We start from the raw sequence: 12,981 nt of genomic DNA on the forward strand, positions 1-12,981 counted from the left end.
AAAAAAGCCCGCTGTCTAACTGATGAGAGCGGGCTTTTATACGATTCAATCAGAGACCGATTAACTGATCGACTGCTGTGCCTGTTGTAAAGCTAGCGTAAAAGCCTGCTTATCTTTAGGTGAAATTAGAATGAATTTGGCTTTACCCTGTTTTTGATAATCAATTCGCAAACGATCCAAAGAAAGTGCAGGTGAAGAAACTGAATTACTGCTAGGACTAATTTTCTGGATAGCAGACAAGGGAATTTTCCAAGTCAAAAACATACTGGTAATGACCAATTGCTCTGCTTCAATCCGATATTGTGTGCTCCATACAGGCCACCACAACACCACTATGGTCAGCACATAAATGAAAGTATGCACTGGATATTGCACCATGTTTCCTTTGGCATACATGGTCAATAACAATTGAAGCAATAAGCCCGTCATGGCAATAATGAAACCGAGAATCCACCAATCTTTTTTTGAACGAAATTTTTGCATATTCTCCCCCATTTGCTCTTATCTTACACAAAAAATAGCAAACTGTAAGAGCAAGTGCGCACGACTTTCAGACCTAAAAAAACGTCCCGCAGGACGTTCTAGTTTAGCAAGGCTTAGAATACGTAAGGACGCACAAAGATTAGGAAAAAAATACCTAACATTAGGAACCATTTTAAGAAATAGTACAATTTGCGATTGGTTTTCTTTAAGGCTTTGGCCTTTAACCGCCCTTGATAAACTGTTCCAAAAACCTTATTCAAACCACCTGTTTGATCGCCTGTTTCATTGGGTGAACTGGCAGCTGTCATGACATTTTTACCAAACCAGCGATTAAACTTTTGCATCAACCGCGTCTTTAAGGGACGTTCAACATCGGCAAAGAAAATAATGCGGTTTTGTTCCGTTTTATTCTCGGCATAATGAATATACGTTTCATCGAACACAACGCTTTCACCGTCACGCCATGAATAACGTTGCCCATCAACATCAATAAAACAGCGGTCATCATTCGGGGTAATTAAGCCCAAATGATAACGCAGTGAACCTGCATAAGGGTCACGGTGTCTTACCAAACGGCTGTCAGGTGCCAACTCGGTAAACATTGCGGCTTTAATGCTGGGTAAAGTCTTTAACAATTCAGTGGTTTTGGGGCATAGCTCGGCAGCGGACGGATGCGCTGAGTCATACCATTTCAGATAAAAACGCTTCCAACCTGTTTTGAAAAATGAGTTAAAACCAAGGTCATCATAACTGCTGGAGGCTTTAATGCCACCACGTGCATATAATGCTTGGGCTTCATCTCGAATCATTTCCCAATTTTCATCCAAGACTTTCAAATCATGAAAATATTGCGTGTCAATATACGGTTGATTAGGCACCTTGGAAAAGAGGTACATTAAAAAGTTGATGGGCGCCAATAAGGTCGAATGGTCAAAAAATTGACGGTAAAAAGAATGACGCACTTTACCGCGATTTTGGATATATAACGCAGAAATCACAAAAATCGCCAAGATAATCCACTTAATCATACAGCACTCTTTTCATTGCTTCTGAGGGTCACGTCCTATAACGTGACCATGGGGCTAGACATTAATTTTGGCGAAATTCTATCAAATTTAATTCAAAAATTCATGTCCATATCCGATGATTGCCCTCTAAGCAATCTGCAAAACATATTATCGAATAAAGTTTAAAGTCGACAATTTGTCTGCTGCAACTTGGTTATAGATGAAACAGCCTCGTTCCAAATTGGCAATCGTGAGTTTAGAACTTCTGAGTTGTTCAGGATTATCTTGATAAACACCATAGGCAATGCTGTCTTGTTCAAACTGAATTTGATTCTTTGCTATCCATTCACTGGCACTATTCAAATTGGCAGCATAAACCTGATCATTGAATTGCACTTTGCTTAAACCTGAAATTTCCTGTCCCGTCACACTGCTAATAACAACGCTCCAATTTAAGCGAGTTGCCCATTGCCCCGTAACATGTTCTATTCCCAGCTTAGGCCAATTTTTTTGTGCCAAATTGGCGGTCAACTGATTTAGTGCCAGCGCCTGAGCAAAAGTTTGTGTTTCTGCACGATCAGTTTGAAAGCTAAAATAAGCTTGATTATTCTTCGTGGAGATCAAACGGTAACAGGTACTGCCTTGTGGGAATTTTTCTGCACCATGTGAAGCTAAAAAGATTCTTGCATTGGCATAAGGACTTTGAGTGTCAAAACGTAAGTCGCGATAGCCTGGCATGACTGTATCAAAGATGTTTTTTCCACTTAACGCGACCTTTTCGAATTTCCAGTCTGTTTTCAAATCGGCTATTAAATTTAAAGTCCAGTGTGACATTGAATGCACATCAATGTCCGCTTGATAGCGCTGAGATGGCTCATACACTGCTTGTTGAGTCACAATATATTGATTCAATGGCTGACGACTGTCAGCGGTGACAATTTTTCTATTTTGCAATTCAAAATGGGAAACAGTGAACGCATCACCTTTATCATCAAAATAATACTGGATGCGATAATATTTGGTGCCATTAGCAGTATCTTCTGGTGCAGGTTTGAAGTTGCTAGCACCATCGCTCCCCCCTCCACAAGCACTGAGCAACAATGAGATTAAAGGTAACAGCAACAAATGTTTATTTTTTAAAGTCATGATATTTTCTTTTTTGAATGGTTGTTAAAATAAAACCCGCACAAATTTTAACTTTTCTTAACAGATAATCAAGTCCTATAAAATAAAGTTGTCTTCTTTATTATTAGTGGAAACTTCCAAAATTCAATTGACTTTTTTGACACAAATTGCATAGTGATGAATGGTGATTTTTCATTCTCCATCAAGTACAACAAAAGCATAAGCAGTACATTTTTTTTATAAAAAACAGATGGATCTTATTGAACAATTTTTAGTACGGTTTTTACTTCAATAATTTTTGCTGTAAATGAAATTAAAATTGATGACCATTGCGTCACGGCTTGATACAACTTGTTATGTTCTTTTTGGATATAGTTATCGTAAGATTAGCGAAGCATTTTCGTGCGCAGAACAAGCGAACACGCTTCAAAACATCAACTTAGAAGTCCTCCAAAATAAAGGAGATCAGGCATGATCCACGCTGGCAATGCCATTACCGTCCAAATGCTTTCGGACGGAATTGCAGAATTCCGCTTTGACTTACAAGATGAGTCGGTCAACAAATTTAACCGTGCAACGATTGAAGATTTTAAAGCTGCCATTGCTGCTGTAAAAGCAGACAGCTCAGTAAAAGGCTTGGTCGTTACTTCGGGTAAATCTACATTCATCGTTGGTGCAGACATCACAGAATTTGGTGAAAACTTCGCGCAAGGTGAACAAGCGATTATCGACTGGGCACTGCCTGTTCATGACATCTTCAACAGCTTTGAAGATTTAGATATTCCTAAAGTTGCTGCAATCAATGGTATGGCATTGGGCGGTGGTTTTGAAATGTGTTTAGTCTGTGACTACCGTGTCATGTCTGAACAAGCACAAGTTGGCTTACCAGAAATCAAACTTGGGATCTTCCCTGGTTTCGGTGGTACAGTTCGTTTAAGCCGCGTGATTGGTATCGACAATGCGGTTGAATGGATGGCGATGGCTGCGCCGAAGAAACCTGCTGCTGCACTAAAAGATGGTGCTGTAGATGCGGTTGTGGCTGCGGACAAACTTCAAGAAGCTGCAATTGACTTGGTAAAACAAGCCCTTGCTGGCCGTCTAGACTGGAAAGCAAAACGTCAAGAAAAACTTGACCCAGTCAAGTTGAACCAACTTGAACAAATGATGGCGTTCAACACGGCGAAAGGTGCGGTTCTTGCAAAAGCAAACCCAGCACAATACCCAGCGCCAAAACTTCTTCTTGACTCATTACAAGCAGGTGCAAGCCTTCCACGTAATGATGCATTGAAAGCGGAAGCTGAAGGCTTTGCCAAAGCAGCAATCACACCACAAGCTAATGCTTTAATTGGTCTATTCATCAATGACCAAGTGGTGAAGAAAACTTCGAAAAAATATGAAAAAGGTGCACATCCTGTAAACCAAGCGGCTGTATTGGGCGCGGGTATCATGGGTGGTGGTATTGCTTACCAAGCGGCAAGCAAAGGCACACCTATCATCATGAAGGACATTGGTAATCCGCAACTTGCTTTGGGTATGAAAGAAGCCAATGGCTTACTGACCAAACAAGTTGAACGTAAGAAGATGAAACCTGCACAAATGGGTGAAACTCTTGCACGCATCCGTCCTACTTTAAGCTATGATGAGTTTAAAGAAGTCGATATCGTGATTGAAGCGGTAACTGAAAACCCTAAAGTGAAGGGTATCGTACTGGCTGAAACCGAGAAAAATGTTCGTGAAAATACGATCATCGCATCAAATACATCTACGATTTCAATCACACGTTTGGCTGAAAACCTGCAACGTCCTGAAAACTTTGTCGGGATGCACTTCTTTAACCCTGTACACATGATGCCATTGGTCGAAGTGATTCGTGGTGAGAAGACTTCTGCTGAAGCGATTGCAACGACTGTCGTACTTGCTCAAAAAATGGGTAAAACACCAATCGTGGTAAATGACTGTCCAGGTTTCCTTGTAAACCGCGTATTGTTCCCTTACTTCGGCGCATTTGACCTTCTATTAAAAGACGGTGCGGACTTCCAACAAGTCGACAAAGTGATGGAAAAATTCGGCTGGCCTATGGGTCCTGCTTACCTCATCGACGTGGTCGGTATCGACACGGGCGTTCACGGTGCAGAAGTCATGGCAGAAGGTTTCCCAGACCGTATGAAGCCAGATTTCAAAGGCGCGACTTTAACCATGTACGAAAACAAACGTCTTGGTCAAAAGAACGATGTTGGTTTCTATAAATACGAACTCGACAAGAAAGGCAAAAAAGCCAAAGTGGTTGATCCAACTGCATACGAGCTGGTTGCTTCTGTTGCGACTGCGGAAAAACATGAATTTGATGCTCAAGAAATCATTGACCGTATGATGCTTGCATTCTGTAACGAAACTGTTCGTTGCCTAGAAGACAACATCGTAGCGACTGCGTCTGAAGCAGATATGGCGATGATTATGGGTGTAGGTTTCCCTCCATTCCGTGGTGGTCCATGCCGTTACATCGACCAAACAGGTGTTGCTGAATACGTTGCACTTTGCGACAAATATGCACACTTAGGTAAGGCTTATGAAGCGCCACAAATGTTGCGTGACATGGCTGCTAACAACAAAAAATTCTACGGTTAAGGAGCAACGTGAATGGCTACTTTAAATCCACGTGACGTTGTCATCGTTGATGGCGTACGTTCAGCAATGGGTAAAACCAAAAACGGTATGTTCCGCAATGTACGTGCCGACAGCTTATCGGCTGAATTGGTTCGTGCACTCGTTGCTCGTAACCAGTTTGACACCAATGAAGTTGAAGACCTGATCTGGGGCTGTGTAAACCAGACTCTAGAACAAGGGATGAACATTGGTCGTAACATCGGCTTATTGGCTGACCTTCCAAAAACTGTAGCAGGTCAAACGGTTAACCGTCTTTGTGGTTCATCTATGCAAGCACTTCATACTGCTGCTGCACAGATTGCAACCAACCAAGGTGATATCTTCATTATTGGCGGTGTAGAGCACATGGGTCACGTAGGTATGATGCACGGCATCGACCTCAACCCAGAAGCATCTAAACACTATGCAAAAGCATCTAACATGATGGGCTTAACCGCTGAAATGTTAGGTCGTATGAACGGTATTTCGCGTGAAGAACAAGACGCGTTCGGTGTTGAATCTCATCGCCGCGCTTGGGCTGCAACGCAAGAAGGTCGTTTCAAAAACGAAATCGTGGGTGTTGAAGGTCACGATGCCAATGGCTTTAAAATCCTGTGCGACATCGACGAAGTAATCCGTCCAGATGCTAACCTTGAAGCATTCAAAGCATTGAAACCAGTTTTCGATCCTAAAGGTGGTTCAGTAACAGCAGCAACATCTTCAGCTTTGTCTGACGGTGCATCTGCAATGTTATTGATGTCTGCTGAACGTGCCCTTGCTTTAGGTCTTAAGCCACGTGCTGTAATTCGCTCTATGGCAGTTGCAGGTTGTGATGCTGCGATTATGGGTTACGGTCCTGTTCCTGCAACGCAAAAAGCACTTAAACGTGCTGGTTTAACGATGGCGGATATCCAAACGATCGAGTTAAACGAAGCATTTGCGGCTCAAGGCTTATCAGTCATGAAAGGCTTAGGTGTGTATGACAAGCAAGACATCATTAACTTAAATGGTGGTGCGATTGCGTTAGGTCACCCATTGGGTTGTTCTGGTGCGCGTATTACAACAACATTGTTAAACGTGATGGAACAGCAAGATACGCAAATTGGTCTTGCGACCATGTGTATCGGTTTGGGTCAAGGTATCGCGACAATTATCGAACGTGTTTAATCCACTAATTTGATGAATAAAAATCCTCGCTTTGGCGGGGATTTTTTATTATGGTTCTCTCAAGATTTTGTAAATATTACTTTATTAAAGCTTAACAATAAAATGAGCAGGAGAACTTGATGTTTTCATCACCAGTAAAAACCATCATCAGTGCAGGCATCATAGCGACACTTTTCACAGGCTGTGCCACCAAAACCCTGATGACCAAAGACAATAAAACTTATACCCGTTCCAACAAAGTCACTTTAGTCGAAGACCAAGTGGTGGCATTCGGTAAACCCGCTCAAACGCTCAACACCCTGCCTGCCAATAGTCTAGTGATTGCAGGGCAGAAAAATAGCTATATATTGACCCAAGGCGGGACTCAGTTTGTCTCGCTGATCACCAAACTAGACCCGAAAAATATTCAAATGACCAAAGAACTCAGTTTTTATTCAGAGAAAAATGATGGTCATTTCACAGGTACACTGCCACTATCTTACGTCAAACTCAAAGAAGACATCAGTAAAAAAGACCTCGAATTCTTTATCGAAAATGGCGCAAAAGAGTGCTCAACTTATAGTGATGAACGCATGAAAGCTCAACGCTTCTGTTTCGACATTGCTTTGGCTGGTGTGGTCTACCCTGCTGCAAATAATTTGGCGTCATTAAAAGCCTTGAGTAAGCCGTATCAGGTCAGCATTTATACCTATCAAGAGGAAAGCTACAAATCAAAATCAGGACTCAATCCTTTTGAAAAACTGGTGTTACTGCCTTTTGCTGTAGCGATTGATGTGGTCAGCCTGCCGTTCCAAGCAGCCGAAAAAATCTTTGATTAATATTATGAATAACTAGAAGTCCAAACTGAATGGATGGACTTCTAGAACTCGTGCAAACTGTTAAGCCAATAACTCTGCCATCAACCATGCCATGTATTTTTCTTGATCCATAAAATCAGGGGCATTACCTGTATCCAAACTGTAATACTGCTGATTAAACTCAATCACAATTTGTTCAGTATGGTGCCAGTCTTCAATTAAACGGAAATATTGACTAAAGAAGAAACGGTTTTTACCCCAATTACTCAAACTCTCCAGTTTGGGATAGGCTTTATTTTGTAAAAATTCTACATATACCTGTTGAATATCATCAAAGACCTGAATGGTTTTCATTGCTGTACCTGCTTTAAATCTGATGCGTAAAGGTGTTCAACAGTTCTAACTTAACGCAGTCATTTTAAAGTTATATGACACTGATCCAGCGTTTACTCATGCTTTTGTTCAAGTGCTTGTTGATTTTTCTGCTGAATCTGTTGCATCTGTGCATTCAGTTTTAATACGTCCTGATACAGCGTATTAAATTGTTTTAGGGCCGCATCATCATAAAACATGAAGGTATTATTTTTACTCTGCCAACGGTTATTCTTTAACACCAAAAAAATCTGATCGGCTTTTTCAAGCACTTGTTTTTCTATTTCAAATAAGGCCAAAGCCTCATTTTGCTTTTCACTTTCCCGCAAATTTTCTGCCAATTGATGGCGATAACGCGATTGAATCGGTAGTTGTTTCGCTTGCTCTAGGGCATTCTGTTGTGCTTGTTCAATCTTGACCTGATACTCTGTTGCCAAGGCATGTGCTTGCTGCAACATTAAATCCGTTTCTTGATAATTCTGTTTTTTATCCTTGTTCAAACGCTCAATATTTAAAAATTCATCCCAATGAATCGCTTTTAACTCACGCAAATAAGCATTACGTGCTTCGGCACTTTGAATCATCTGGCTCAAAACAAAACTGGCCATCACTTTATAATCACCCTGTAAGCGTGCATCGGTCACATCGACATTTATAGGGTTATCCCAATCTTTGGCTTGGGCATAAATTAAATCGGTTTTTTCGTAGAGCACCTTTTGATATTGTTCGAGTTGAGTTGCTTCTTTTTGTTGCTCGTAGTATTGATAAAATAATCCACCAAACACGACAGTGGTCGCTAATCCTAAAATCAGAAAGATACGTGGCATAATCCGCTCCGAGTCCCCTTTGTTTCTATCATAGCAAACATCAGAATATGCTGAATATTTCAGCAATTTTTCACATTTAAAAAAATATGCTCCACTATAAATTTATTAAAATTAACAATGAGTTATAATTAAAATACTAAACGTTTTATTTTGTATTTGGTACGCGAGGCACTTGTGTATTGGGTTGGTTACCCTGGATAAAATTATAATCGACTTGTCCAATAGAAATTTGCTCACGGACAATCTGGACATTTTTTGCATTCCGATCAATACCAAAAGGTTGCAACATGATATACAAGCCTTCAGTCGGGTCAGATGACTGTAAACCCGCGGCAATATTTAATATATGTTCACGCAATAATGGAGGTAATGAACCTAGATCGGGTGTCGCAGCAGGCGCTAAAACATCTAAATTGTGAACAAGAGTCGGGTCTACGACAAAAGACTGGGTATCATCCTGTAATTGCATCATCCGATGCTGTAAGGCCTTACGAATATTTTCGTCCTGCTGATAAGGAATGATTCCTGATTCTGCGCGAAGTTCTGACTCAGCCATGACTTTAAATGTCGGCAAACTCACGATTTCACCGTTGGCTTGAACATCGGTTGATATCAAAACCCCAATAAAAGAAAGTGCTAGAAAATATTTCATCAAATTCATAAAACCATCCCAAAAGTAGAGATATCAACAAGATTATGTATTATATAGCTCAAACTTTATTGTATATTTTTTCAGCTACATCCAGTTTATTTGTCAGATAAGCGGTCAAATATGGATCAACTAACACGATGTCAACAGCATCCAACAACAGGCTTTTTTCATCATATTCGCTTTAAATTCTATAAATCATCCCCATCTTTCGTTCTATTGCTATTTTTACTTTTTGAGAAATCACATGCGTGTTGATATCTGGTCCGATGTCGTTTGTCCATTTTGCTATATCGGAAAAAAACGTTTAGAAGCTGCGGCAGAGCAAGCGGGTGTAGAACTAGAAGTGCATTGGCACAGCTTTGAGCTTGACCCTGAAGCACCGCTACGCCAAGAGATTTCAAACTCTGAACGTTTAGCACAAAAATATGGTCGTACACTTGCAGAAGTTGAAGACATGCAACGTAATATTGCAGCAATGGCCGCAGCAGAAGGTATTGAGTTTAATTGGGAAAATGCCAATTCTGGCAATACATTTAATGCACACCGTATTATCCACTTAGCACAAAGTAAAGGCTTGGGTTCTGAAGCGAAAGAAGCCTTTTTCTACAGCTATATGACCCAAGGTTTGCCAATTGGTGAGCGTGAAACCATTGAAGACGTTGCTGCACGTATTGGACTAAACCCTGTTGAAGTCGATGATGTGTTGAATTCAGATGAATACGCAGACTTTGTTAAATTTGATCAGGAAGTCGCACGCGATCAGCTCAAAGTCACTGGCGTACCTTTCTTTGTGTTTGATCAGCGCGTTGCTTTAGCTGGTGCACAGCCTCGCGAAGTCTTCTTACAAGTCTTAGAAAAAGCGATGGAAACAGCACACGATACAGATACAGCGCCTGACGTAAATCAATGCGATGCCGATGGACAATGTGACTCAACTACAGAGTAATCCAAATAAGCCTCTCATGATTTAATTGCTATCATTTTTAAACCTCCTGAGTACTAACTTTGGAGGTTTTTTTCTGTCAACACAATTTCGACATTACCCTGCAAAGCGATATCACCGAATTCATACAGCGACCACATTTTAACCAATAATCACAACAATTCACTTGTATAAAGTCAGCCTAGGCTACACAGGAACCTGACAATCGTTACACAACCTTGCGATAGGCTAGAACAGTACAGTTACTCAGCTAACTTTGACATGAGGTCCATATGAAATATCAAACTATTCTCGATCAAACTACTGACGCGCCAACCACGCAAGATTTTTCCCGTGCTAGATCAACCCAAACCAAAAAGAAATCTCGTGTTTCACCTGCTTTTGCAGGTGCTGTGATGGGTGCAATTGCAGGGCGTTTCCTTCCTAAACTTAGTCCTTTTTCAGGTGCAGTCATCGGAATTATGAGTACAAAAATGTATCAAAAGCATCAGCCTAAACACCGTTAAATGTTTTATTTTTCAATGTTTTTCCACCCCTACAAGATTGTCTTAATTGTTAAGACAATCTTAGAGCAATAACTCTATTATATTGATTTACAACAATAATTTGACCAAGCATTCATTCTTTTTTTGGCTGAAATTCGCCCCATTTTGATCATTTTTTGATATTATTAATTCGCTTATTTTTTATCCCTATCCAATTTGGATGTTCTCTCTGTTATCAAGGTGATTTTTATGTCAATCATGAAATCTATTTTGGCTATTGCTGCGTTTGCGATTTCTGCTCAAGTTTCTGCTCAGGTAGTATTTGTACCTAATTTCCCAGTAGAAAAAGAGGTGAAAGCACAAACTTCAACTGCGACACCAACTGAACATATTGCTCAAGATGTGTCAGCGCCTGCAAAAGATGCTGCTTAAGACAAAATATTTTGCGCAATAAAAAAACAGCCCTCAATCGGGCTGTTTTTTTATGATTAAGTTATTGCTACAACACGAAAACCAACAATCACAACGTGGCAGCAATCTGCTATTTTCCATAACGGTTGTCGTTAAGTTTCACTAAAAAATGAATTGTTACGAATATTTTTAATGAAAAATATTAAATAAATGTCATATTCATATAAAAATGCGTCAAATATGACAAAAAATTTCATGTTTTTTTCTTATAAATCCATATAATCAAATCATCTAGATCATTGAATCAAGAGTTAAATTTCATGCAGATGCAAGATATTCAAGCGCTCATTCAAGGAAAAGTTGCACCTCAAACCATCAATCTGGATGAATTGATTGTGATGGCTGAACGCTATCCGCAACACACTTCAACTGAATATAAATTATTAGAAATAGCCGCCAATATTGTTTTGGCCAGTTATTTGGAAAAGGCACAACAGCATCTTTAAAGACAGCCTATGAATGTTTTAGAAAAAGCCCATTTAGCCAAGGAATTACAAGGTCTTATTCATAGCTTAGACCAACGGTCTTTGTCATTTTATGAAATTGCCAAATCCAAATGCCGTCTGAAAGAAATTTTTATTCATTGTGATGAACCGATTTTTAAAAAACAAATTTTAAATTTTAAATCGCATATGCAGCCTGAACTTGCCGCGCAGGAATTTGCTCAACATTCATTATATGTACAAACTTTTCGAGGCGTATTTAAGCAAGATTTAGCCTTGGAGCAGGCGCTTGAGCAACACCCTGAAATGGGTTGGGCAATTCTACATCGTGCTAATTTAGGCTTTCAAATCTGGTATATTCCAGCCCCGAATCGTACCGCACTGTTGAGTGACTGGGATGGACTGGAAAAAAATTATGCATGGATGTTAGAACAACAAGAAATTTATGCAGCATTAAAAACCGATACCGAACTAAACCAAGAAACCTTAGAAACAGGCAAAACTTTTAAAATGAGCCGAAACAGTGTGGTTCCTTTGCAGAATTCAAGTCAATCGATTCCAGAATCTCATAGCATAAATCGTCCATTTTCTTTTGAATCGCTGATACCACAAGGCACATCAACGCAAAATACAGATTGGGATGCAGCAGCTCTTTCAATGGAAAGTCTTTCGCTAAGCCCTAAACAAGAGGATACAAAACCCTCGTTAGCTTCCGCTGAACCCCAAACAACAAGTGGATTACTTCTCAAAACAGCAACTGCAGCACTTGAACCCAATTCTTTACTTCCACAAATTGTTGAACTGGGCGAGTGGAAATGTCGTTTAGCCGCATTACAATTTCCACAAGCACAAGAATTAGAGCTTTGCCACTTAACGTTGGACAATGTTTCCGAGTTAATGCCTTTATTGGAAATCATTGTTTCAGCAAGTCAACTACAACAATATAACAATCAGCCTGTGTATTTAGCTGAACAAATTAATGCTCAAGGACGCTTTGTCAAATATATCGTGATTTTAGGTGCAGAAGATCAGTTACATGCCATACGGCTTGGTAATATTGTCAGCCAACATTATGCTTACGAACTCGTGGCACTCAAATTACTACCAAATGAGCAATTACTTAAGCAATGTAAAAACGCACAGCAATTTTTCGAACTGTATAGTGAACAAGCCGAATTAGTCTGGAACACTGAAAGTTATCAACCATTTATTCCCGCAAACTGCATTCAAAAGCATAAATTAATTGCATTTGAAGAAACTTCAGCCAACTACAGAACCCCAATTATCTTACTCAAAGAACGGCAGAAAATTCGTGTCATTCATGGTCAATCTCGACTACAGTTATTACGCGAAGAAACAGCTTATCCTTATATTCTCTTAGACCGCCATCAAGGGGTATCGTGGCAGTTGATTCAAAAGATTATTCAAACTCTCCCTCAACCCATTTCAGCATCAAAATTGTATGATGCCATTCAAATATACATTGGCAGTTAATTTATTTTATTTTGTAGCAAAAGCTTGATTTTCATCCCTAAAATTTACCAAACTTGAGATGTAAATTTAGAA

General features: G+C 40.0%; 14 protein-coding genes. 8 read left to right on the plus strand and 6 right to left on the minus strand.

Translation table 11 applies throughout. The features are described 5' to 3' along the window. Positions 1 to 60: 60 nt before the first annotated feature. From I593_RS14935 to I593_RS14945, 3 genes are all read right to left on the minus strand, one after another. Positions 61 to 483 carry a PH domain-containing protein gene (locus tag I593_RS14935; RefSeq protein ID WP_016168419.1) on the minus strand — a complete coding sequence of 141 codons (423 nt, stop codon included), beginning with the start codon at positions 481 to 483 and terminating at the stop codon, positions 61 to 63. A 113-nt stretch (positions 484 to 596) separates the two neighbouring features. Beyond that, a complete protein-coding gene (gene lpxO, locus I593_RS14940) occupies positions 597 to 1,511 on the minus strand; it encodes a lipid A hydroxylase LpxO (protein WP_016168420.1) in 915 nt (304 codons plus the stop codon). A 147-nt stretch (positions 1,512 to 1,658) separates the two neighbouring features. Continuing rightward, positions 1,659 to 2,636 carry a hypothetical protein gene (locus I593_RS14945; RefSeq protein ID WP_016168421.1) on the minus strand — a complete coding sequence of 326 codons (978 nt, stop codon included), beginning with the start codon at positions 2,634 to 2,636 and terminating at the stop codon, positions 1,659 to 1,661. A gap of 450 nt (positions 2,637 to 3,086) precedes the next feature. Between I593_RS14945 and fadB the strand changes: the two genes are divergently transcribed. The 3 genes from fadB (at position 3,087) to I593_RS14960 (ending at position 7,243) form a co-directional block, all read left to right on the plus strand. Beyond that, complete coding sequence (gene fadB / locus I593_RS14950) at positions 3,087 to 5,240, plus strand: fatty acid oxidation complex subunit alpha FadB (protein WP_016168422.1); 2,154 nt, start codon at positions 3,087 to 3,089, stop codon at positions 5,238 to 5,240. 12 nt (positions 5,241 to 5,252) lie between these two features. Then, positions 5,253 to 6,425, plus strand: coding sequence for an acetyl-CoA C-acyltransferase FadA (gene fadA / locus I593_RS14955; protein ID WP_016168423.1), 1,173 nt, complete (start codon positions 5,253 to 5,255; stop codon positions 6,423 to 6,425). Between the two features lie 119 nt (positions 6,426 to 6,544). Continuing rightward, positions 6,545 to 7,243, plus strand: a complete 699-nt coding sequence (locus tag I593_RS14960) for a YidX family protein (RefSeq protein WP_016168424.1) — start codon at positions 6,545 to 6,547, stop codon at positions 7,241 to 7,243. Between the two features lie 60 nt (positions 7,244 to 7,303). Here the strand turns inward: I593_RS14960 and I593_RS14965 are convergent, their stop codons facing one another. From I593_RS14965 to I593_RS14975, 3 genes are all read right to left on the minus strand, one after another. Then, positions 7,304 to 7,576, minus strand: coding sequence for a hypothetical protein (locus I593_RS14965; RefSeq protein ID WP_016168425.1), 273 nt, complete (start codon positions 7,574 to 7,576; stop codon positions 7,304 to 7,306). 92 nt (positions 7,577 to 7,668) lie between these two features. Then, entirely contained in the window at positions 7,669 to 8,421 is a 753-nt protein-coding gene (locus I593_RS14970) for a hypothetical protein (RefSeq protein WP_016168426.1), read from the minus strand. A gap of 145 nt (positions 8,422 to 8,566) precedes the next feature. Further along, positions 8,567 to 9,082, minus strand: coding sequence for a hypothetical protein (locus I593_RS14975; RefSeq protein WP_016168427.1), 516 nt, complete (start codon positions 9,080 to 9,082; stop codon positions 8,567 to 8,569). Positions 9,083 to 9,317: 235 nt separating this feature from the next. Between I593_RS14975 and I593_RS14980 the strand changes: the two genes are divergently transcribed. From I593_RS14980 to I593_RS15000, 5 genes are all read left to right on the plus strand, one after another. Beyond that, positions 9,318 to 10,019 (plus strand): DsbA family oxidoreductase, encoded by a 702-nt coding sequence (locus tag I593_RS14980; RefSeq protein ID WP_016168428.1) that lies wholly within the window; start codon positions 9,318 to 9,320, stop codon positions 10,017 to 10,019. Between the two features lie 269 nt (positions 10,020 to 10,288). Continuing rightward, positions 10,289 to 10,522, plus strand: coding sequence for a hypothetical protein (locus I593_RS14985; RefSeq protein ID WP_016168429.1), 234 nt, complete (start codon positions 10,289 to 10,291; stop codon positions 10,520 to 10,522). A gap of 228 nt (positions 10,523 to 10,750) precedes the next feature. Next, positions 10,751 to 10,933, plus strand: a complete 183-nt coding sequence (locus tag I593_RS14990; RefSeq protein ID WP_016168430.1) for a hypothetical protein — start codon at positions 10,751 to 10,753, stop codon at positions 10,931 to 10,933. Between the two features lie 305 nt (positions 10,934 to 11,238). Then, a complete protein-coding gene (locus I593_RS14995; protein ID WP_026440885.1) occupies positions 11,239 to 11,418 on the plus strand; it encodes a hypothetical protein in 180 nt (59 codons plus the stop codon). A gap of 9 nt (positions 11,419 to 11,427) precedes the next feature. Further along, entirely contained in the window at positions 11,428 to 12,909 is a 1,482-nt protein-coding gene (locus I593_RS15000; protein WP_016168432.1) for a hypothetical protein, read from the plus strand. The last annotated feature ends 72 nt before the right edge of the window (positions 12,910 to 12,981 follow it).

Origin of the sequence: Acinetobacter tandoii DSM 14970 = CIP 107469 (genome assembly GCF_000400735.1) — a bacterium.
Classification (GTDB): Bacteria; Pseudomonadota; Gammaproteobacteria; order Pseudomonadales; family Moraxellaceae; genus Acinetobacter; species Acinetobacter tandoii.

What these genes read in the sequence shown, in the direction of transcription:
- I593_RS14935 (WP_016168419.1), bottom strand. Translation starts at nt 483, where the DNA reads ATGCAAAAATTTCGTTCAAAAAAAGATTGGTGGATTCTCGGTTTCATT.
- lpxO (WP_016168420.1), bottom strand. Translation starts at nt 1,511, where the DNA reads ATGATTAAGTGGATTATCTTGGCGATTTTTGTGATTTCTGCGTTATAT.
- I593_RS14945 (WP_016168421.1), bottom strand. Translation starts at nt 2,636, where the DNA reads ATGACTTTAAAAAATAAACATTTGTTGCTGTTACCTTTAATCTCATTG.
- fadB (WP_016168422.1), top strand. Translation starts at nt 3,087, where the DNA reads ATGATCCACGCTGGCAATGCCATTACCGTCCAAATGCTTTCGGACGGA.
- fadA (WP_016168423.1), top strand. Translation starts at nt 5,253, where the DNA reads ATGGCTACTTTAAATCCACGTGACGTTGTCATCGTTGATGGCGTACGT.
- I593_RS14960 (WP_016168424.1), top strand. Translation starts at nt 6,545, where the DNA reads ATGTTTTCATCACCAGTAAAAACCATCATCAGTGCAGGCATCATAGCG.
- I593_RS14965 (WP_016168425.1), bottom strand. Translation starts at nt 7,576, where the DNA reads ATGAAAACCATTCAGGTCTTTGATGATATTCAACAGGTATATGTAGAA.
- I593_RS14970 (WP_016168426.1), bottom strand. Translation starts at nt 8,421, where the DNA reads ATGCCACGTATCTTTCTGATTTTAGGATTAGCGACCACTGTCGTGTTT.
- I593_RS14975 (WP_016168427.1), bottom strand. Translation starts at nt 9,082, where the DNA reads ATGAATTTGATGAAATATTTTCTAGCACTTTCTTTTATTGGGGTTTTG.
- I593_RS14980 (WP_016168428.1), top strand. Translation starts at nt 9,318, where the DNA reads ATGCGTGTTGATATCTGGTCCGATGTCGTTTGTCCATTTTGCTATATC.
- I593_RS14985 (WP_016168429.1), top strand. Translation starts at nt 10,289, where the DNA reads ATGAAATATCAAACTATTCTCGATCAAACTACTGACGCGCCAACCACG.
- I593_RS14990 (WP_016168430.1), top strand. Translation starts at nt 10,751, where the DNA reads ATGTCAATCATGAAATCTATTTTGGCTATTGCTGCGTTTGCGATTTCT.
- I593_RS14995 (WP_026440885.1), top strand. Translation starts at nt 11,239, where the DNA reads ATGCAAGATATTCAAGCGCTCATTCAAGGAAAAGTTGCACCTCAAACC.
- I593_RS15000 (WP_016168432.1), top strand. Translation starts at nt 11,428, where the DNA reads ATGAATGTTTTAGAAAAAGCCCATTTAGCCAAGGAATTACAAGGTCTT.